We start from the raw sequence: 22,357 nt of genomic DNA on the forward strand, positions 1-22,357 counted from the left end.
ACTTATTTTTAAGTAATTACTACTCGTCCATTTCGTCCTCAAACTTCGTATCTGCCATTCTTGTTTTGATGACATCGAAATCCTTATATTTATCTTCTTTCCCTACTTCCTTCTTATCATAATCAAAAACTAGGAATTGACCTGAATTCATGCCTTCCATATTCTCAAAAGAGAAAATATTGTTATTCTGAATTTGGAGCACTTTAAGGCTTGCCAATTGTCCAAACTCTTTAGGAATTTCACCGCCAAGTTCATTGTTCGCCAGAACCAATTCCTTTAAATTACCCAATTTCCCCAATTCTCCGGGAATGGAACCGTATAATTTATTTTCAAAAAGTCCCAGACTCTCTAATTTTGAAAGCTCACCCAATGAATTTGGTATGCGCCCAGTAAGGTTATTACTGGATAGATTAAGCTCCCTTAAGGTTTGAATATTTCCAAGACTTTCCGGTATTTTTCCGGACAGGAAATTATTAAAGGCGGAAAGTCTAACCAAAGATTCCATATTTCCAATTTCGGAAGGTATTTCACCTTCCAACCTATTCATCTCCAATTTCAACACCTCCAATTTACTTAATTGGGCTATACTTTTTGGAATTTCCCCGCTAATAATATTAAAGGCAAGATTTAGATTTACCAAATGTTTAAGATTCCCTATGCTTTCGGGAAGTCTACCTTCCAAGTTATTCCTAAATAGGTTGATTTCCACCACATGCCCATTTTGGACCGTTACTCCAAACCAGCTCTCTACAGGGGCGTTAACATCCCATACGGTATTCCAATTTTGGCCTTTGGTACTTTTATAAAGTTCCAATAGTGCGTTTTTTTCACTTTTAGGAACCATTGCATTCACCGCTGTGGTAAAAACCAAACAAAATACGATTACCCCGAATACGCAAACTCTTTGTAATTTTTGTTGTATCATATTCATATTCTTTTAATTAAAACTATCCTCAAACCTGGTATCGGCCGTTCTAACGTCTTTATTACTATTTATTTTTTCGAGATCAAAGTTTCTATGATTACTTCCATCATAATCAAAAAGGGCAAAATTCGCCATACCTTCATCGTTGCTAAAATCACTTTTACCAAATCTATTATTTTGAAGTTGTACCAATTTTAAGTTAGGTAGGCTCAAGATATCTTCAGGAAATTCTCCCCTAAATTGGTTTTCCGCCAAAACCAGCATTTTAAGGTTAGTCAGGTTTTCCAGACTTTCCGGAACTACTCCTCCAAAATTATTATCGCCCAACTCCAAACGCTCCAAATATTTTAAGTTACCGAAAGTCAAAGGAATGGAACCACTTAATCCGTTATGGGAAAGCAATATGACCCTTAAGTTTTTAATCTCGCCCAAGCTTTGGGGCAATTCCCCTGAAAGATCATTATGGAAAAGATCCAATACAAGAAGTTTTTCCAGGTCCCCAATATTCTGCGGGATCGTCCCTGCCAACTTATTTTTACCCAACCTTAGAACAACCATTTTTTTTAATTCGGTTATACTTTCCGGAATATTCCCGCCTATACTATTTAGGGCAAGGTTCAAAACTTTTAAATTCTTTAATTCGCCTATAGAATTTGGTATGCTCCCCCTAAGGTTATTGTTCATTAAACTAATGGAGACCACCTTATTGTTCTCAAGTGTAACACCTTCCCAAGTGGAAACCGGGGCGTTTAAATCCCATTTTTTTATCCAGTGATCGCCCTGAGCACTGTTATAAATGTCTATAAGCACATTTTTTTCCAGATCAGAAACCTGTCCGGACAAAAATTGTCCCGATAAAACCATGAATAGCATAAATATGCTTTTTCTCATATATTTTACTTTTACCCTTTTAAGGAATAAGAATTACCCTACAAAATAAAATTATTGTACGATAAACAGCAAATATATTCGACGAAATAAGCCTTAAAGCCCCATATTTGTTGCGAAAGTGTAAAAAGATGTGGTGAAAGAATTTCAACCCCTTGGGTTTTTCTCCTACAAAGAAAACTCTTCAAGTTCCAAAGTGATACTTTCCCAAGTTTTCATTAGGTTCTCAAGATTCTTTTTTTTCTTTTGATAAGCGTCGAAAAAATTGTCCTTTGCAATTGTAGCGTCATAATTCATAAGTAGATCATGATCAATAGCAGCTATCTCCTTTTCTAGACGGGCAATATCACTTTCCGTTGAACTGAGCCTATTTTTTAAGGATTTTATCTTTTTTTGATCTTCAAAATCAATGTGTTTTTCTTGGGGTTTTTCCTTTTTTTGGACTACCGTTTGCTTCTTTTCTATTGCACGGAAATCCTCCACTTTCCGCTGTTCCAAATAAAAATCGATATCACCCAGATATTCTTTAATGCTACCATCCTTGAATTCATATACTTTATTGGTAAGACCCTGTAAAAAATCCCTATCGTGACTTACCAATATCAAGGTTCCATCAAAATTTTGAAGGGCCTGTTTTAGCACATTCTTGGATTTAATGTCCAAGTGGTTGGTAGGCTCATCCATAACCAACACATTAAAAGGCTGTAACAACATCTTGGCAAGGGCCAATCTGTTACGCTCACCTCCAGATAGTACTTTTACATATTTCTCCACCTCATCGCCCCTAAATAAAAAAGACCCTAAAATATCCCTGACCTTACTTCTGTTCTTTTCATTGGCTGCATCTATCATGGTATCCAATATAGTCTTTTCACCGTCCAAATATTCTGCCTGATTCTGCGCGAAATAACCAATCTGAACATTATGCCCCAATTTTAAATGCCCCTTATGATCCAATTCCCCTACCAAAATTTTTGCCAGCGTGGATTTCCCTTGTCCATTTTGCCCTACAAAAGCGGTCTTGGAGTCCCGTTCTATTAAAAGGTCTATGTTCTTTAGTACATGGTTATCCCCATAACTTTTGGATAAACCTTCTATTTCCGTTACAACTTTACCAGGGGTTACGGAAATTTGAAACCTTAGGTTCATCACGCTATTATCATCCTCATCAACCTCTATCCGCTCCATTTTGTCGAGCTTCTTGATCAGGGACTGCGCCATGGAGGCCTTGGTGGATTTGGCCCTGAACTTTTCAATCAACCTTTCAGCCTGCTGTATTTCCTTCTCTTGATTTTTCTGTGCATTTAACTGCTGTTGCTTAATTTCGTTTCTGAGTACCAAGTATTTGGAATAGGGCTTGTTGTAATCATATATCCTTCCCAACGAAATTTCAATGGTCCTATTGGTAACATTATCCAAGAACATTTTATCGTGTGAGACTATCATGACACCCCCTGCATAATTCTTCAGGAAATTCTCCAACCATATTATTGATTCGATATCCAAGTGGTTTGTTGGCTCATCCAATAAAAGAACGTCATTGCTTTGTAACAAAAGCTTTGCCAATTCTATACGCATACGCCACCCACCGGAAAAGGTTTCTGTTTTACGATCAAAATCCTCACGTTTAAAACCTAGACCCAACAATACCTTTTCAGTTTCGCCCTGATAATTGTAACCTCCCAATATTTCGTAATGATGGGTTACATCGTTCAAGTCTATAATCAACTGGTTATAAGACTCACTTTCATAATCGGTACGCTCCGCTAGCTGGTGGTTAATTTCGTCCAACCTAAGTTCCAAAGCCTTTATTTCCTCGAAGGCCTGATGGGCTTCTTCCTGAACCGTCCTTCCCAAATCAAAATCGATATCCTGCCGCAAGAAGCCCATTTTAATATCTTTATCAGAGGCTATAGTTCCCGAATCTATGGGCATATCCTTGGATAAAATTTTCAAAAGCGTGGATTTACCCGCTCCGTTCTTTCCTATAAGACCAACCCGATCTCCAGAATTCAAACGAAAAGATATTTCTTCAAATAGATATTCTCCTCCAAAAGAAACGGAGAGATTGTGGATATTAAGCATATTTGGTGACTAATGTTACACTAATTAATGCTACAAAAATGTAATTTTGTAGAAACTTTTTGCAAATGTTAAAAAAAGGAAACAAACTCTACAGCATTTTAACAGGAACTTGTCCTAAATGTCACGAAGAGAGTATGTATCGGGACCAAAACCCATATCATCTTGGCAATATCTTCAAAATGAACGAGCGCTGCTCGCATTGTGGAACCAAATATAAAATAGAACCCTCTTTTTTCTACGGGGCTATGTATGTTAGTTATGGTGTAGGCGTGGCATTTGCTGTGGCAGCATTTGTGATTGCCTTTTTATTTTTCAAAGCCACCTTGATAAATACCTTTATTGCCATCATAGTTACATTGATCTTTTTTATGCCGTTTATTATTAGGGTATCACGTAACATATGGATCAATTTCTTTATAAAATACGACCCAAAGGCTACCACCAAGATCAGTACCTAAAGTGCTTCTGGGTAAACCGGGACAGGTCCATTTCGGGCGCCAATGCTTCTCTATTTTCTATTAATGCATAAAGTTGCATGGACGCCGAAGGCGCTATCATGACCCCTCTCGAACCCAAACCATTGAGCAAATACATGTTTTTATGCTTAGGATGTCTGCCCACAAGTGGCTTCCTATCACTTACTGTTGGTCTAATTCCAGCCACATGTTCTACAACTTCATAGGGACATTTTAAAAAAGTGTTCAACTTTTGCAAAAGCTCCTGTTTGCACTCTTCCGTTGGAGAATTGCTTTTGTCATTCCATTTATAGGTAGCTCCCACCCTATACATATCCGCGCCCAAGGGAATTATAAAAACTGACGATTTTATTACCCTCTCCTCTTTTAGAGCTGGTGCCATTATGGTCAACAATTCCCCTTTGGTACCGTTGAGCGGCAAATATTTAAAATATGGGTTGTTTTTAATCCCAAATCCAGTTGCAAAAACTATGTATTTGGCCTTTATGCCACCGTATTCCACAAATCCATCCCGCAGCTTTAGGGCTTTAAAATCAAAAGTTTTCCGAAGCAATACATCTTTATCGCCCAAATACTTGCCGTAGTGCACTAATAAAACAGCCGTATCTATCCTTCCGGTATGCAATACTTCCCCATAGCCATAAGGTGCTTCAATGTTAGGATTATGATTGGAGAGTATTTTTGGTGCCACAAAATGGCCCAGATTGGGTTTGTCGGAAGCCTCAAACCACAGATTCTGTTCATTTATACTGGCAAAACGCCTTAGGATAGGAATCTTATAATCCAATTGGATATCCAATTTCCTTTCCAATTCGGAATAAAATGGAATGGCCAGGTCTAACTGTTCATTGGCATTCCAGGCCAATGTAAAACGTTTAAGGGTAACCGGATTATAAAGTCCGCCCGCTACTACGGAAGAGGTTTGGGAATCATCACTGATTACTTTAAACGACTTCTCATTTCTCTCCAAAACTTCACAAAAAGAAATACCGGCCAAGCCCAGACCTACAATTAGATAATCTACCATGTAGCAAAAGTAGAGAAGGAAATGCAAATCTTCATCAAATTAAAATATTAATCAGGTTGCTTATAGGAAAAGCACCTTAATTCACTATTCTAACTTACAAAGGCAAGTACAATTAGTCCAAAAAAAGTAGCGCCACATCTAAAGATGTGGCGCTTAGCTTATATATGAATTGGAATATTATTAAGGCTAGTAGGCCCACATATCTTGTTCCCTATCTCGGATAACCTCCTTAATTCGCTTGGATTCCAATAATTGAAACAAGGCATTATCAGCTATATAGTCCTTAACCTCACGGTCTCCATGCACGTTATCCTCTTTATAGATCGTTGCATTGAACCTTCTTGCGTTCAACAACATATCAAAAGAAATAGGTTGTGCGGAATTGCGTTGGTTAAACACTTTTGCCTCATGTAATATTTGTCGTGCACTAGGATACCATACCCAGAACAATGGAACTTTTGCTTCTGCCAAATCCATAGACTCATCATCTATAAAGTTAACATCCGGAGCTACAGGTGCAATACCCAATAATCGGTATTTTAACTCACCCAATCTTTTATCGAAATACCAAATTCCTTTAATAAGATATTCCTCCAAATCGGCAGCTGTAAGGTTCCTACGATTAATATATTCTGGAGAAATAGGCTCTCCTGCATTATATTGCTCGTATCCGTAGTCGGTAGTATCTACTTTCTGCAGAGTTGCAGCCAAATCGCTGAACTTTCTTTTTTCGGTAAAATAAGAGTCTACATAAACATCTGTCAATTTACCATTCTTAATGTTTTTGATCAACACATCATACAATGACCTTCTGTCCGGACCTATATCAATAGTGTCCAAAGGATAATACAGCGGAAAGTTTACACGCTCGTCCAAGTCAATAACCTCCCATACGGTTTTGGACCAGAGAATATCCCTATCGTCCACATAAGCGTAAGGTAAAGGAGCGTCATTATCTTTCGCAATTTGCGCTTCTGTTTTTTTCCCTATCTCTTCCGGTAATTTGGCATTTAGAATATTTGCCTGGGCGGAAATAGATAAGGGCAACAGGACCACTACTCCAATTAATAAAACATTTTTCCAATTCATCTGTTTAAATTTATTGTTTTTAATCTTCAGTCCCACTGAGGTTGGACTGGTGAATTGGCCACGGCAAACATTCCTATTCACCATGGCCTTCTCACAACATTTTTACTAGTTTGTTATCTCCACAACTACAGGAGATACCTTTTTAAGCTTATAGCTTTTGTTATTTGTAATATATGCTTCGATATCAAATATCTGAACTGCATCTCCACGGCTTGCTCTTTTAAGGGCCGACTTGGCTCTAGCATCCAATTTGTTACCATTTACATCTACAGTTGGTTGTCCTGGAACCTTAAATTTAAATCCACTAACCGCAAGGTTAAGATCAAAATCAAAGTCTTCCAATAGAGCTCCAATAGTAGAGATCTCTAGGTTATTTTTACCCATTTTAGCGCTTCCTGATTCTCCCCTTACAGATCCTGAAGGTCTTGGAATATCCTTAATCCTAAATTCTGAAGAAGTTTTGATCATTTGTCCATCAGGTAATTTACCTGAAGCAGTTATGGATACGGTTCTTCCTGTTCCTGGGTTCATAGCGTATTTACTTCCACTCTGCTTAGTAAGTCCTGGAGCGGATGCAGTTACATTGTTATCAGGAATACCTGGAATGGATATGGTTATAGGGTTGGAAACACCACGATAAACCACATTCATTTTATCGGCAGAAATTACGGCTGCATTTGGCTTGGTAATAGTGGCAAATGTAGAGGATACTGGCACTTCTGTACGCTCTCCATCCTGCATAAACACCAAGTTACCTTCAATCTTATGATCACCAGCACTTCCAGCACTTACGGTTAACCTTACCTTACCGTCCTCGATAACATAATCGGTACCTTCGCTCAACTTTCTACCATCTAGGGTCAAGTTAACTTCATTAGGCTTAGTAGTGGCATCTTTACGACCCAATACAATATTTCCCGCAAATTTTTCACCTGCATAAAAGGCAGATTTTTCTTGCTCCAACAAAGTGGTATAATTGGTCATGGAAACCTCACTGCTCAACTGTCCCTGAAGCATTGCTTTAAGGGCATCTTCCTCTGTGGCTTTAATATCGGCCTGAAGAGAAGTAATCTTGGTCAATGATGCAACCAAAGGATAGCCTTCAAAGTTATAGTTCAACCAATCTTGCTTGGAACCATCCCTCTTTGTAACCTTACCATTCTCATCACCGGTTTCAAACCTAGATTGTACGGAAGATTTTACAGACTCCAATTCCTTAGGCATAACCGCAGCAATCTGCGTACGATAGTTTACCAAACGGTCCAAGAACTCTTTACCATCTGCTCCAAGTTGATCTCCCTGAAAAAAACGCTGATCCAAATAATCGGTCTTGTCCATTACTTGATAATCTTTTGGATCCTCAACATCGGCCATCATCTCCTTTTTCAAGTTTTCCAAATATTGGTAATACTCTGCAGACAATTCCTTTATTTTCTTGGCGTCCTCCAAAAGAGGGCCAAATTTTTCAGCATTTTCAGATGCTTTAGTTTCAAGACCACTTAGGAAAGCGGTATTGTTTTCCGTGGTTTTTATGTTAGAAGCTTCTAACTTTTCGTTCATAAGACCGAAAGCCGATAGAACTTCTTTTCCCATATTTAGGGCCAACATCGCGATGAAGATCAAATACATTAGGTTGATCATCTTCTGACGTGGTGTTGCTTTTCCTCCTGCCATTTTTCTAATTAGTTTTAATTATTAATTGATTTGGGTTTGGTTATTGAATTCTAACTAATTAGTTTCTATTCATTGCAGATAACATACCACCGTAAACTCCGTTCAAAGAAGAAAGGTTGGTAGCCAAAGATTCCATTTGCTCTTTTAGGGCACTTGAATTCTGCACCACTTCCTCATTGATAGATGCTTGTCTACTAGCGCTTTCCAATTGAACCTTATAAAGACTGTTCAAAGATTCCATTTGTGCTGCAGCCTGTACCATCTCCTCAGAATACTTTTTGGTAGATTCCATAGCATCTACTGTAGGGGCAATACCTTTGGCAGCACCTTCAAAGTTTCTAATGCTAGATCCAAGACTTTCCATAAGATTGGCATCTACACCAGCCTCTTTTAACAATTCATCCAATTTTTTGGACAAGGAAGCTTCAGCCTCTTTAATTTCCGCTTTGGAATTTGATTTTCCAGTTGAAGTACCTCCGTTTAATTCAGGATATACCAATGACCAATCGTATTCGTCATCTACTGGTTCAAATGCACTGATGGCAAAAATTAGTGCTTCGGTAATAAGTCCGATTGCCAACAACAATCCTCCTGTAAGTGGGCCAAATTGCCAGTGAAGGATCTTAAACAATGCTCCTATAATTACTACAGATGCACCAAGGCCGTAGGCCATGTTAAATAATTTCTTAGTTGATTTTGACTGTGCCATAATTTTAAATTTAATTTAAGTAATGTTAATAATAAGTATTTGGTTTAACGTTTGATTCAATATAAAGGTCTTCTTTATTTATATTCTAATTGGTTGAGTCTTCCTCTCCCATGTAATCCTGTACGGTTCTAAAACCGATATAACTACGTGCCGAATCCTGGTATTCATAATCCCTGGTGCTTACCTGTAGGAAATAAGCAACATCTTTCCATGATCCACCTCGTATAACTTTTCTAGCGTTTTGGGTAGATTCCGCATTAGGGTTCATAGTGGACACATATTCATATGAATTTGGGTCATAGCTACTATTGGTCCATTCGGAAACGTTACCGGCCATGTTGTACAGGTTATAATCGTTGGGCTCATAGGACTTTGCCTCTACCGTATACAAGGCCTGATCTGCCGCATAATCTCCACGCTGTGGTTTAAAGTTGGCCATAAAACATCCGGTATCACTAATTACATAAGGTCCACCCCATGGGTATGTTCCTCCTTCTATACCACCTCTGGCAGCATATTCCCATTCCGCTTCGGTAGGTAGTCTAAAGCGGTTGACAAATTGCTTGCCCCTACTTTTTTGGTCGTCGTTCTTAAATTTAGTCCTCCAATTACAAAAGGCCTGAGCCTGTTGCCAAGTAACACCTACCACAGGATAATCACTATAGGCGTCGTGCCAGAAGTAATCATTGTGCATAGGCTCATTGTAGGAGTATGCGAAATCCTTGATCCATACCGTAGTATCCGGATATATTTCAAGTTCTTCCTGTTTTATAAAATCCTTTCTACTTCCCTTTTTGGCACGTGCCGCAGCCTCAATATCCATCCAGGTGTATTTGTATTTTAATTTGGTAACATCTATATGACGTTGTCCATTATAGGATTCTTCCTCAGGAATGTACAAGGAATCCATTACCTCGGCATAATACTCGTCCGGATATTTGGAGGTATCCCAGACTAAATTCTGTTTTCTGTCCAATGCCCTTCCTTCGTAGCCTGTTTCTCCCATACCGGCATAATTGTTCAGCATGTACTTATCATAGGCAGACAATCTTGTAGTATCGGCATCCTTAAAAGCATAATCGCCTATACCTCCATCTTCAGGTCCCAATCCCAATTCATCTGCTAGAATAGCCAATTTTGTTCTTGCAATGGAATCTTTGACCCATTCTACAAATTGACGATATTCACTATTCGTAATTTCGGTATCATCCATATAGAAAGATCGAACAGTTACAGTCTTTGTCGGGGCGTTTAGTACCTTAGCCTGATCTTCCTCACTCTTACCCATAATGAACGCTCCTCTAGGAATCAATTCCATACCATAGGGTTTTTCGGGATACCACTTTTTTCCTTGAGCTCCGACCAGCTCTCCTTTTGTTTTGGACCCACAACTTGAGAGTAAAAAAACAAATGCTATAGATGACAACAATAGCTTCTTCATACGTTAGGTTAAATTTCGATTATGATTATAAATGCAAACACAAGTATTATTCTCTAAAACTTATTTTTAAATAATTTATTGTATAAAATTTGTTTTTATACCCTAAATTTATTATTTCAATTAAACCCTTTTTTATAGGCTTTAAACCACCGCTCAGGAATATTTTGATTACATGCATCCAGATAATCCAATTCAGTGCATGGTAATAACGCGGGTGAATTTGTTTTAGTATGTGAAGTTAAAATTGAAGGTACCTCTACCCACCATCTTTCGCTTAGATGGCTTTTGTAAAAGACGAGGGATTCATCCTCTGTAGGTACGGTATACTTGGTGAAGTCGTTACTATTACTATTGGGAGACTCTTGAATCCTAAAGTTTAGGCCCTCTATAAAATACCATATTATTTGGGCTACAAGTTGAAAGGCCTGATTACTGTTTTCGCATTCGTATATCCCAAAAACGGATACATTATCACTAATTCCGGCATATCTTGAAATGGCACAAATTTCCCGTCCATTAAATCCGTTCGGAGAAAAGTTTCTGGAGTACCCCATATCTGCCGCACGTATGGCACGTGCATCCAAACTTACCACATGTGCATTTCTAAGTACCGGTTCTGCTAAGGTTATATTGGAAATTAGCTCGCCCAACCTATAGGAATCAAAGAAAAGGCGCTCCATCAGGTCCATTTCTTCTTGGGAATTAAAATAGCTTTGATAGCCTATATTGGAGAAATTAAAAAGATTGTTGGGTTTCTCGGTAATTATTTTACTCATATAGGAATGGGAAGAAATAAGGTCTTCGTCCATCCCAAAGTCGAACCTACTATCTATAGACACTAGGTTAACCATATTTTTAAGACCGTCAAAAGCCCTATAAGTAGGATAGGTAATGTCTTGGGTTGCCCCAATAACAATAGGAATAATATTTTCTTCCAACAGGCCGGCAACTATTTCCTTGACCACAAAATAAGTGTCCTCTACGGTCTCGCCTTCCTCAATATCGCCCAGATCTATGATGGAGGAATTCCAGTTCCCCATCATTAAATTATACAACTGAAGTCTAATTTCGGAAATATCCAGGCGCTCCGGTTTTTTTTCAAAAGCATTTCTAGATTCATTAACCCCCAGTATTGCCACACTTACATTTGCCAGCACCGGAAGACCATGCCGTGCAGTGTGCATATATATGTGTTTCCCCAATGCTTGGGCCGGAAGTAATTCGCAGTGGGCCAATACCCTATCACTAACGGGTACTAAAAAATCGAATGCCATATTATTTTTTAGCCTTAGGTTTTGCTTTTGTTTTTTTCTTTGGTGTCTTTTTCTCAATTAATTCCTGGGCCTCCTTAAGGGAAATCTTGGTGGCATCCACATCCTTGGAGACCTCTACCTTAACCTTGCCCTTAATTATGGTATGCCTTCCCCATCTTGCTTTCTCTATACGAATACCTTCTTCTGGCCATTCTTGGACCAATTTATCGATCTCCTTTTGTTTTTTGGCCTCTATAATCTCTTCTATATCCTGTTTGGAAAGGCTATCAAAGTCATATTTTTTGCTCACATTAATAAACATTCCATCCCATTTAATAAATGGACCAAATCTTCCGACCCCTTTAGTAACCTCCTTATTCTCATACATGGCAATAGGGGCATCGGCCTGTTGTTTTTCCTTAATAAGTTCTACGGCCCTGTCCATATCTATTTCCATGGCATTTTCATCCTTGCCCAAGGAGACAAACTTTTTACCAAACCTTATATAAGGACCAAAACGACCTACATTGGCTTCTACATCTTCCCCTTCATAAACCCCAAGTTTTCTTGGCAATTTAAACAGGTCCATGGCTTCTTCGTAGCTGATGGTATTTAAAGACTGGTCTGGTAGCAGACTGGCAAACAATGGTTTTTCCTCGTCATCTACCGTACCAACCTGTACCATGGGCCCAAAACGGCCCAATCTAACCGAAACTTGTCTTCCCGTCTTTGGGTCGGTGCCCAAAATGCGCTCGCCACTGGCCCTATCCGCATTTTCCTCCACATCCAGGACTTTCGGGTGAAAATCCCCATAAAAATCCTTCAATACTTTTTGCCAATCCTCGTCGCCAGAAGCAATCTCATCAAAATCCTCTTCCACTTTGGCAGTGAAATGATAATCCAAAATTGTTTCGAAATGCCCTACCAAAAAGTCGGTCACAATTATTCCAATATCCGTTGGCACCAATTTCCCTTTGTCGGAGCCCACATTTTCTTTTAATTCTTTAGTTGTCAGCTTATCCGATTTAAGCAGAAGCTGTACATAATTTCTTTCCGTGCCCTCAATGGTTCCCTTTTCCACATAGCCTCTATTCTGAATAGTGGAAATAGTGGGTGCATAGGTAGACGGTCTTCCTATTCCAAGCTCTTCCAGTTTTTTAACCAAAGAAGCTTCTGTAAACCTATAGGGTGCCCTGGAAAAACGTTCTGTTGCCGTGATATAATTATTAAGGAGTTTTTCACCCTCTTTCATAGATGGAAGCATTCCCTCCTGCTCTTCACTTATATCCTCCTCATCAGTACCTTCCAGATACACCTTCAGGAATCCGTCAAATTTAATCACTTCCCCATTGGCAGTAAATTCCTCCTTATGGGTATTGGCCTTTATTTTAACATTGGTGCGCTCCAATTCGGCATCACTCATTTGCGAAGCCAGGGTACGTTTCCAAATTAACTCGTACAATTTGGATTGATCCCTTTCCAAGGATGGTGATTGATTGGTCATCTCCGTTGGGCGGATGGCCTCATGGGCCTCCTGCGCCCCCTTGGATTTCCCTGTAAAATTTCTAACCTTACTGTATTCCTTACCGTAATTACTTATAATGGCATCCTTAGCTGCATCTATAGCATCCTGTGAAAGGTTTACGCTATCCGTTCTCATATAAGTTATTAACCCAGCCTCATATAAGCGTTGTGCCACTTGCATGGTCCTTGAAACTGAAAAATACAATTTCCTGGAAGCTTCCTGCTGCAATGTTGAAGTTGTAAATGGTGCTGCGGGCGATTTTTTGGCAGGTTTTTTATCTAGGCTGGCTACCGAAAAATTCGCTCCAATATTTTCCTTTAAGAAAGCTTCTGCCTCTTTCCGGCTGGCATAGGTCTTGCTTAACTTGGCCGTAAAAATACTACCCTCATTGGTTTTAAACTCGGCCGATATCCTAAAAGCCGCTTCCGGATTAAAAGCTTCAATTTCCCGTTCCCTTTCTACTATTAATCTCACCGCAACGGATTGAACCCTACCCGCAGATAAACCGGGTTTAATTTTTTTCCACAAGACCGGGGAAAGTTCGTATCCCACCAATCTATCCAAAATCCGCCTTGCCTGTTGGGCGTTCACCAAATCATAATTAATTTCCCGGGGATTTTCAATGGCCTTTTGAATGGCAGATTTGGTAATTGAGTTAAAAACTATCCGTTTTGTTTTGTTCTTGTCCAATTTCAATTCCTCTGCCAAGTGCCAGGAAATTGCCTCCCCTTCACGGTCTTCATCACTTGCAAGCCATATCGTATCCGCTTTGTCCGCCAAATCCTTAAGCTTTTTAACAAGGGCCTTTTTATCCTTGTCAACAATATATTTAGGGGCAAATTTATTGTCCACATCCACTCCCAATTCTTTGGAAGGCAAATCGGCAATATGGCCAAAACTGGACTCTACCTTATATTCCTTTCCTAAAAATTTTTCAATTGTTTTTGCTTTAGCCGGGGACTCTACGATTACTAAATTCTTTGCCATTAACTAGTTTTTGGTGACACAAAAGTATATCAAAATTTTTATTTAATGGATTTTCATTTGTGTCACCATAAAAAAACACCCCTATTTTAAGGGGTGTTTTAATCCAATTCATGGAAATTAATCAAGCTTAAATGTACTAAGCAGCTTTATTTTGTTCTCCAGATATTCATATTGATATAGGACTTCTTCCCCTATCATCAATAAATTATCCTCTAAGGGAATAACATCAAAGGTATCTATATCCTTAAAGTGGTTAAGTTGCACTAAATTCTGAACGTTGGACTTATCATAGACCTTAAGACCTGAAGACCCATCGCACACAAATAGTTTTTCATCCTTTACCCCCAGACCATAAGGACCGTCCATAGGATAAGTCTTTACCAATTCTGGGTTGGTAATATCCGAAATGTCAACTATAAAAAGTCCACTCTCCGTGGCACCGCACATATTGCCGCCCCTTAAGGTAACATAGGCATAATCCCCATCAACCACAACAGGGTCACAGGCCGTACCGTGTTCAAATTCGGAAATCAAGCTAGGAGTGGCCGGGGAGGAAATATCATAGATATACATCCCTCTCATACTACCTAAAAACAATTGATCTCCCCTGTTAAAAATGGTTTCAATGTCAAAACCGGCATAAACGTCATCCAGATCTTTGGGGTTTTCCAGATCTTCAATATTAAATACATTTATATTGTGACTGTCCACAGCATATAAATAATCATTTACGATCTTAAAGCGTGCCAAGGATCCTCCCTGACCTGTTGGAGTGAAATTCTGGGCGGCATTGGCCAGCATTACATCAAATTCACGTGAAAAATCTACCTGAACTTCTTCTATTAACCTTCTCTCCTTAACGGTTTCCCATCCGATCACAATATCATTTTCATAATCTATATCCTGCCACTCATAAATATCTACTTCAAAAGGAAAGATCACGTTGTCCCTAAGAACATTTTCCAAGCGATTTATTGTTTTAACATTATTGATATCCGATATATCGAGTACGATCAAATCCGTGATACTATCCGCATATAGGTAATTGCCTTTAACAGAAACGTCCACGTTGCCCGGAATTTTTATAAACGCTATTTTTTTTGGTGCTTTGGGGTCGGAATTATCTATGACATGTACCCCTTTATATTTATCATTTACAAATATATAATCGCCATAAATATAAATTTTGCCGGATTCATCCACGGGCACAGGAGCTATGACATCTATAGCCGCTTTAAAATCGGCCTTACTCATCTTTAAAGGTTTGGCCACCAGGTACTCCGCATATTTACCGTCGTCGTCTTCATTACAGGAGACAAAGCCAAGGGAAGTAAACATAAACATTAGTAGTATTATCCTTATCATAACAATATAAATTTACGGGTTTACCAATAGACAGATGCCCCTTAGCCCAAAAAGTTGCGTTCTTTTTTGATAAATATTTAACTGTCAATATGTCATATTTAGCTATATAATACTATCTTTGCACACTCTTAAAGATGAGGTTGAATACATAATAAAATGGAGAAGATTATAGATGAATCCGTACAAGGAACCACCATAACCCTTGCGGATAAAGAAAACAGCACAAGAAAACTATACATAGAAAGCTATGGCTGTGCCATGAATTTTTCGGATAGTGAAATTGTTGCCTCCATACTATCCAATGAAGGCTTTAGTACTACACAGAAATTGGAAGATGCAGATCTTGTTTTGGTCAACACCTGTTCCATCCGGGAAAAGGCAGAGCTCACCATTCGCAAGAGATTGGAAAAATTCAATGCCGTAAAACGGCACAGACCACACATGAAGGTAGGGGTACTGGGATGTATGGCCGAAAGGCTAAAAACCAAATTGCTGGAAGAAGAAAAAATAGTGGATATGGTGGTTGGCCCGGACGCCTATAAGGATTTGCCCAATCTTATTCAAGAGGTGGACGATGGAAGAAATGCAGTAAACGTAATCCTATCCAAAGAAGAAACCTATGGGGATATTGCGCCGGTACGCCTTAACACCAATGGTGTAACCGCCTTTGTATCCATTACCCGCGGATGCGACAATATGTGTACCTTTTGCGTAGTGCCCTTTACACGGGGGCGGGAACGCAGTAGGGATCCACAATCCATACTACAGGAAGTAAACGACCTTGCCGATAAAGGATATAAGGAGATTACCCTCTTGGGGCAAAATGTGGACAGCTATCTCTGGTATGGTGGCGGATTAAAAAAAGGGTTCGAAAAAGCATCGGAAATGCAAAAAGCCACAGCTGTTGATTTCGCCAACCTTTTGGAAATGGTGGCGTTGGCCCAACCAAGAATACGTATTCGATTCTCTACCTCCAATCCGCAGGACATGACCTTGGACGTGATCAGAGTAGTAGCAAAATATCCCAACATTTGTAATTACATCCATTTACCAGTACAAAGTGGAAGCAATAGAATCTTAAAGGAAATGAATAGATTGCATACCAGGGAAGAGTATCTTGAACTGGTTAAAAATATCAAGCAAATTATTCCAGATTGCAGTATTTCCCAGGATATGATCACCGGCTTCCCCTCCGAAACCGAAGAGGACCATCAGGACACCCTCGCCCTTATGAAGGAAATACAATATGACTATGGCTATATGTACGCCTATTCCGAAAGGCCAGGGACGGCTGCAGCCCGGAATATGGAAGATAACGTACCACAAGAGGTTAAAAACAGGAGATTGACCGAAATCATTGACCTTCAAAGGGAACACAGTTATATTAGGAGCAAGCAGCAACTTGGAAAAACTGTAGAAGTTTTGATAGAGGGAACTTCCAAAAAATCGGACAAGGATTGGATGGGAAGAAACTCCCAAAGCTTTGTAGTGGTATTTCCAAAGGAAAACTATAAAATTGGTGATTTTGTGAATGTCGAAATTACCGATTGCACCTCCGGCACCTTAATAGGTAGACCGATGGGACTATCCAATAACAATTAAACAATGGAATCTATTCAATCAATAAAACAGCGCTTTGAAATCATTGGCAATGATGTAAAACTTAATCGTGCCATTGAAAAGGCCATTCAGGTGGCTCCTACGGACATCTCCGTATTGGTTACGGGTGAAAGCGGTGTTGGCAAGGAGGCCATTCCAAAAATAATACACTCCCTTTCGCATAGAAAACATGCCAAATACATTGCGGTCAACTGTGGGGCAATCCCTGAAGGCACCATAGACAGTGAACTATTTGGTCACGAAAAAGGAGCTTTTACCGGCGCTACTGCTACCCGAAGTGGATATTTTGAGGTAGCCGATGGGGGTACCATTTTTTTGGATGAGGTTGGGGAACTTCCGCTAACCACCCAAGTCCGTCTCTTAAGGGTTTTGGAAAATGGGGAATTTTTAAAAGTAGGCTCTTCCCAAGTCCAAAAAACAGATGTTAGAATAGTGGCCGCCACCAATGTCAATATGTTCGAGGCCATAAAAAAGGAAAAATTTAGGGAAGACCTGTATTATCGCCTAAGTACAGTAGAAATCAACATCCCCCCCTTGCGGGAGCGCAAGGAGGACATCCATTTATTGTTCCGCAAATTTGCATCGGATTTTGGACAGAAATATAAAATGCCCACTATTCGTTTGGATGACGATGCCGTGCAACTGCTTTTAAAGTACAGATGGCCTGGAAACATTAGGCAGTTAAGAAATATCGCGGAACAAATTTCAGTATTGGAGGAAAGTAGACTTATTAGCTTGGCCACCCTGAACAGTTACCTGCCCAATTCAAGTAGCAGCAACTTGCCAGCCATTGTTGGAAAGGAAAAAAAAGAAGGCGACTTTAGTACGGAAAGGGAGATATTGTACAAGGTGCTATTTGATATGAAGGGCGACTTGAACGATCTTAAGAAATTAACATTGGAGCTGCTTAAACACAACGACAGCGAGAAAGTACAGGAAGAGAATGAAAATCTTATCAGAAAAATCTATGGGGATAACGAGGAGGAATATACGGAACAAGAGGATAGTCCCAGTGAAATTTTGCAACTTCCGGAACCCTATATAGAAAAACCCATTGTTAAATCTGCCCAACAAGAGGACAAGTACCATTTTGCGGAGGAAATACAAGAGGAAGAAACGCTATCTTTACAGGACAAGGAAATAGAACTCATTAAAAAATCCTTGGAACGAAACAAAGGAAAAAGAAAGGCTGCTTCTGCGGAGTTGGGCATCTCTGAACGAACACTGTACAGAAAAATAAAACAGTACGACCTTTAAAAGTAGTCAGTAGTCAGTAGTCAGTAAAAAAATACAAAAAGAAATTAATGATCAAGAGTAGACATATTGTTTTAATGCTGGCACTAGTGGTAGGCATTTCCAGTTGTGGGATTTACAACTTTACAGGGGGTGATGTGGGAACCGCAAAAACCTTTCAGGTAAATTATTTTCAAAATTACGCTTCCCAGAATCCAGGATCTACCTTTGAACCGGGAATGGACAGGGATTTTACCCTGGCCCTACAGGATCTGATATTGAACCAGACTAGTTTGGACCTAGTTAAATCCAATGGGGATTTATTGTACGAAGGTGAAATTGTAGAGTACAGAATTTCACCTATGACGGCCACCTCCCAACAAACAGCGGCGCAAAACAGGCTGAGTATTGGTGTAAACGTAAGGTTCTTTAACAACACCAAAGAGGATGTGGACTTTGAACAACGATTTTCCTTCTTCTACGACTATCCCGCCAATTCCCAATTGGCCAGTGTTAAGGATGAAGCCCATCAAGTCATATTTGAACGTATTACCCAGGACATTTTTAATAAATCATTGGCAGATTGGTAATCTATGAACGTACAGGACTTTACATATCTATTACAAAATCCTGATGAGGTGGTTTCCCCTGTGCAGACCAATCAACTGGAAGATGTTCTATCAGAGTACCCTTACTTCCAGGCGGCAAGGGCCATGCATTTAAAAGGGCTTAAGAACCTCAACAGTTTTAAATACAACAATGCCCTTAAACTAACCGCCGCCTATACAGCGGACAGGGATATTCTTTTCGATTTTATAACTTCGGTAGACTTTTTACAAAATACCATCGCCGATTCAATTTTAGGAAAATCCACCACCTTAAATGATACCCCAACTATTTCCGAAGAAATAGTATCTGAATTCAATAAGGACAGTGCACTTATAGAAGAATCGGATGACGAACCCTTACCAAGGACTGTCAAGGATGCAGATAATATTTTGGACCCCTCACTTTTTTCCTCCAAGGACCCAAAAATAGACCAATCTATATCGGAGAATAAAAAAAAAGCTGAAGAGACACTGGAAATCGGGAAACCCTTAAATTTCACCAAAAAAGAAAAATATTCCTTTGGGGAATGGTTACAACTAACCTCACATAAACCAGCAAAACCCAAAACCAACCAAAAAGAAGCAACCAATACCGAGGCAAAACCTACCCCCAAGCAAGACAAGCTAAAAAAGAAAAAATTTGATCTGATCGATAAGTTCATTGAAACCAATCCCAAAATTGTACCCAAGGAAAACACGGTAAAAGTAACAATCAAGGACTCCCTGAGCTTCGACAAAAATGAATTGATGACGGCCACTTTGGCCAAGGTATATTTGGAACAAAAGAAGTACAAAAAGGCTATTCAGGCCTATAAAATTTTAAGTTTGAAATATCCAGAAAAAAGTAGTTTCTTTGCAGACCGAATTAAAGCGGTAGAAAAGATACAACAAGAAAATAATTAAATAATGAATACAACATTTACAATATTCTTGGTCCTGATCATCCTAGTTTGCATTCTATTGATGCTCGTAATTATGGTGCAAAATCCTAAAGGAGGCGGATTATCCTCATCTTTTGGCGGAAGTGGTAACCAAGTTGTTGGAGGAGTAAAGAAAACAGGAGACTTTTTGGATAAGAGTACCTGGACATTGGCAACCATACTGGTTGTGTTAATTTTGCTTTCCAATGTAGCTTTAAAGGGAAGCTTTAGTGATTCCGATTCAAAATTGCTAAATGGCGATCCCATAGAAACAACTGCTCCGGATGCATTGCCAGAAGCACCAACCCCTGCTCCTGCCACTAATGGTACAAATACCACTGACAGCACCCAATAAGAAGATAAAACATATTTAACATATAAAAAATGCCAGCTTACGTGACAAGCTGGCATTTTTGTTTAACAAAGTGTCAGTTTTTAGGCAATGGCATAATTTCTGCCTATTAAAATCAAACTTAAAAACATAAAATCTAAATAATATGGCTAAAGTTAGCATTAAACCATTAGCAGATAGAGTTCTTATAGAACCTATGGCTGCCGAAACAAAGACTGCATCTGGTCTTTACATCCCAGATACCGCAAAGGAAAAACCACAAAAAGGCAAGGTAGTTGCCGTTGGACCCGGTACTAAAGATGAAAAAGTGACCGTTAAAGTTGGAGATACGGTGCTATACGGTAAGTATGCAGGTACTGAGCTTAAGCTTGAAGGTACCGAATATCTTATGATGCGCGAGAGCGACATATTAGCAATTATATAATATTGCTCTTGTTCCCAGAACGTTGGGAAAATTCCAAACAACAAACTAAAGAGTATAACTAATTTCATTCCGTTTATGTGGGAATGATAAATGAAATTAAATTATGGCAAAAGATATAAAATTTGATATCGATGCAAGAGACGGCCTTAAAAGAGGTGTCGATGCATTGGCTAACGCAGTAAAAGTAACTTTAGGACCTAAGGGTAGAAATGTAATCATCAGCAAATCGTTTGGTGCACCAAACATTACCAAAGATGGTGTTACCGTAGCCAAAGAAATTGAATTGGCGGACCCACTTGAGAACATGGGTGCCCAAATGGTAAAGGAAGTTGCTTCCAAAACCAATGATTTGGCAGGTGATGGTACCACTACTGCCACGGTTCTTGCACAAGCTATCGTAAAAGAAGGCTTAAAGAACGTTGCCGCGGGTGCCAATCCAATGGACCTAAAAAGAGGTATAGACAAAGCTGTGGAAGCTATTGTTGAAGACTTGGCAAAGCAAACCAAAAAAGTAGGCGATTCTTCGGAAAAGATCAAGCAAGTAGCTGCTATTTCCTCCAACAACGACGAAACTATTGGCGACCTTATTGCCCAAGCTTTCGGAAAAGTTGGAAAAGAAGGAGTTATTACCGTTGAGGAGGCCAAAGGAACAGATACCTATGTGGATGTTGTAGAAGGTATGCAATTCGACAGGGGATACCTTTCTCCATACTTTGTTACCGATTCTGAAAAAATGACAGCCGATTTGGAGAATCCTTACATATTATTATATGATAAGAAGATTTCTTCCATGAAGGATCTTTTACCAGTATTGGAGCCCGTAGCACAATCCGGAAAACCTCTTTTGATCATTGCAGAAGATGTTGACGGGGAAGCTTTGGCTACCTTGGTAGTGAACAAACTAAGGGGATCCTTAAAGATTGCCGCTGTTAAGGCCCCAGGATTTGGAGATAGAAGAAAGGCCATGTTGGAAGATATAGCTATCCTTACAGGTGGAACCGTAATAGCCGAAGAAAGAGGCTTTACCATGGAAAATGCTACCTTGGACATGCTAGGTACTTGTGAAAAAATAACTATTGACAAGGACAATACAACCATTGTAAACGGTTCAGGTGTTCCTAAAACCATTAAGACAAGGGTTAACCAGATCAAATCTCAAATAGAATCTACCACTTCTGATTACGACAAGGAAAAATTACAGGAGCGTTTGGCCAAATTGGCCGGTGGTGTTGCTGTTCTTTATGTTGGTGCTGCTTCTGAAGTAGAAATGAAAGAGAAAAAAGACAGGGTAGACGATGCCCTTCACGCTACCAGAGCTGCTGTTGAAGAAGGAATAGTTGCCGGTGGTGGTGTTGCTTTGGTTAGGGCCAAATCTGTTCTTGCCAAGATCAAGACCGAAAATGCAGACGAGGATACAGGTGTACAAATCGTTGCCAGAGCAGTAGAAGCACCTTTGAGAACCATTGTAGAAAACGCTGGAGGCGAAGGCTCTGTAGTCGTTGCCAAAGTTTTGGAAGGCAAAGGAGATTTTGGATATGATGCCAAATCGGAAAAATATGTGGAAATGATCAAAGCGGGTATTATTGACCCTAAGAAAGTAACTAGAATTGCATTGGAAAATGCTGCTTCCGTTGCTGGAATGATCTTAACCACAGAATGTGCATTGACCGATATTAAGGAAGATGCCCCTGCAGGCCCACCAATGGGTGGAGGAATGCCAGGAATGATGTAAGTTCCAAAATTTACAACCATAAAA

The 22,357-nt window shown here is 39.5% G+C and carries 19 protein-coding genes; 8 read left to right on the forward strand and 11 right to left on the reverse strand.

What is annotated here, in order from left to right:
• Positions 1–19 precede the first annotated feature (19 nt).
• The 3 genes from B9Y87_RS09755 to B9Y87_RS09765 all read right to left on the reverse strand — a co-directional run bounded on the left by B9Y87_RS09755 (position 20) and on the right by B9Y87_RS09765 (position 3,898).
• The gene (locus B9Y87_RS09755; protein WP_085498557.1) at positions 20–925 is read right to left on the reverse strand and encodes a leucine-rich repeat domain-containing protein; all 906 of its coding nucleotides are present in this window, start codon (positions 923–925) and stop codon (positions 20–22) included.
• A 12-nt stretch (positions 926–937) separates the two neighbouring features.
• A complete protein-coding gene (locus tag B9Y87_RS09760; protein WP_085498559.1) occupies positions 938–1,816 on the reverse strand; it encodes a leucine-rich repeat domain-containing protein in 879 nt (292 codons plus the stop codon).
• A 165-nt stretch (positions 1,817–1,981) separates the two neighbouring features.
• Positions 1,982–3,898, reverse strand: coding sequence for an ABC-F family ATP-binding cassette domain-containing protein (locus B9Y87_RS09765; RefSeq protein ID WP_085498561.1), 1,917 nt, complete (start codon positions 3,896–3,898; stop codon positions 1,982–1,984).
• 65 nt (positions 3,899–3,963) lie between these two features.
• On the opposite strand from B9Y87_RS09765, the gene B9Y87_RS09770 reads away from it, so the two are divergent.
• Entirely contained in the window at positions 3,964–4,356 is a 393-nt protein-coding gene (locus B9Y87_RS09770) for a DUF983 domain-containing protein (protein WP_085498562.1), read from the forward strand.
• Here the strand turns inward: B9Y87_RS09770 and B9Y87_RS09775 are convergent.
• From B9Y87_RS09775 to B9Y87_RS09810, 8 genes are all read right to left on the reverse strand, one after another.
• Complete coding sequence (locus B9Y87_RS09775) at positions 4,346–5,401, reverse strand: NAD(P)/FAD-dependent oxidoreductase (protein WP_085498564.1); 1,056 nt, start codon at positions 5,399–5,401, stop codon at positions 4,346–4,348. The two genes, B9Y87_RS09770 and B9Y87_RS09775, sit on opposite strands and share 11 nt — an antisense overlap.
• Before the next feature lie 186 nt (positions 5,402–5,587).
• Positions 5,588–6,490, reverse strand: a complete 903-nt coding sequence (gene porN, locus B9Y87_RS09780; RefSeq protein WP_072860876.1) for a type IX secretion system ring subunit PorN/GldN — start codon at positions 6,488–6,490, stop codon at positions 5,588–5,590.
• 105 nt (positions 6,491–6,595) lie between these two features.
• Positions 6,596–8,164, reverse strand: coding sequence for a type IX secretion system motor protein PorM/GldM (gene porM / locus B9Y87_RS09785; protein WP_085498566.1), 1,569 nt, complete (start codon positions 8,162–8,164; stop codon positions 6,596–6,598).
• 58 nt (positions 8,165–8,222) lie between these two features.
• Positions 8,223–8,873: a type IX secretion system motor protein PorL/GldL gene (gene porL, locus B9Y87_RS09790; protein WP_085498569.1), complete on the reverse strand. Its 651-nt coding sequence runs from the start codon at positions 8,871–8,873 to the stop codon at positions 8,223–8,225.
• A gap of 85 nt (positions 8,874–8,958) precedes the next feature.
• A complete protein-coding gene (porK, locus tag B9Y87_RS09795) occupies positions 8,959–10,314 on the reverse strand; it encodes a T9SS ring complex lipoprotein PorK/GldK (RefSeq protein ID WP_085498571.1) in 1,356 nt (451 codons plus the stop codon).
• Between the two features lie 116 nt (positions 10,315–10,430).
• Positions 10,431–11,588: a formimidoylglutamase gene (locus B9Y87_RS09800; protein WP_085499230.1), complete on the reverse strand. Its 1,158-nt coding sequence runs from the start codon at positions 11,586–11,588 to the stop codon at positions 10,431–10,433.
• Between the two features lies 1 nt (position 11,589).
• Positions 11,590–14,079, reverse strand: coding sequence for a type I DNA topoisomerase (topA, locus tag B9Y87_RS09805; protein WP_085498573.1), 2,490 nt, complete (start codon positions 14,077–14,079; stop codon positions 11,590–11,592).
• A gap of 117 nt (positions 14,080–14,196) precedes the next feature.
• A complete protein-coding gene (locus B9Y87_RS09810) occupies positions 14,197–15,444 on the reverse strand; it encodes an LVIVD repeat-containing protein (protein WP_085498576.1) in 1,248 nt (415 codons plus the stop codon).
• Positions 15,445–15,600: 156 nt separating this feature from the next.
• Here B9Y87_RS09810 and miaB point away from each other — a divergent pair, with 156 nt between their 5' ends.
• The 7 genes from miaB to groL all read left to right on the forward strand — a co-directional run bounded on the left by miaB (position 15,601) and on the right by groL (position 22,333).
• Complete coding sequence (gene miaB, locus B9Y87_RS09815; protein WP_085498578.1) at positions 15,601–17,046, forward strand: tRNA (N6-isopentenyl adenosine(37)-C2)-methylthiotransferase MiaB; 1,446 nt, start codon at positions 15,601–15,603, stop codon at positions 17,044–17,046.
• 3 nt (positions 17,047–17,049) lie between these two features.
• On the forward strand, positions 17,050–18,321 hold the full coding sequence (locus B9Y87_RS09820; RefSeq protein WP_085498581.1) for a sigma-54 interaction domain-containing protein: 1,272 nt from the start codon (positions 17,050–17,052) through the stop codon (positions 18,319–18,321).
• Between the two features lie 47 nt (positions 18,322–18,368).
• Positions 18,369–18,887, forward strand: coding sequence for an LptE family protein (locus tag B9Y87_RS09825; protein WP_085498584.1), 519 nt, complete (start codon positions 18,369–18,371; stop codon positions 18,885–18,887).
• Positions 18,888–18,890: 3 nt separating this feature from the next.
• Complete coding sequence (locus B9Y87_RS09830) at positions 18,891–19,808, forward strand: hypothetical protein (protein WP_085498586.1); 918 nt, start codon at positions 18,891–18,893, stop codon at positions 19,806–19,808.
• A gap of 3 nt (positions 19,809–19,811) precedes the next feature.
• Positions 19,812–20,180, forward strand: coding sequence for a preprotein translocase subunit SecG (gene secG, locus B9Y87_RS09835; protein WP_085498590.1), 369 nt, complete (start codon positions 19,812–19,814; stop codon positions 20,178–20,180).
• Positions 20,181–20,322: 142 nt separating this feature from the next.
• Entirely contained in the window at positions 20,323–20,601 is a 279-nt protein-coding gene (locus B9Y87_RS09840; RefSeq protein WP_072860635.1) for a co-chaperone GroES, read from the forward strand.
• A gap of 103 nt (positions 20,602–20,704) precedes the next feature.
• On the forward strand, positions 20,705–22,333 hold the full coding sequence (groL, locus tag B9Y87_RS09845) for a chaperonin GroEL (protein WP_085498593.1): 1,629 nt from the start codon (positions 20,705–20,707) through the stop codon (positions 22,331–22,333).
• Positions 22,334–22,357: the final 24 nt, after the last annotated feature.

It is taken from the genome of Arenibacter troitsensis, assembly GCF_900177645.1.
GTDB classification, from domain to species: Bacteria; Bacteroidota; Bacteroidia; order Flavobacteriales; family Flavobacteriaceae; genus Arenibacter; species Arenibacter troitsensis.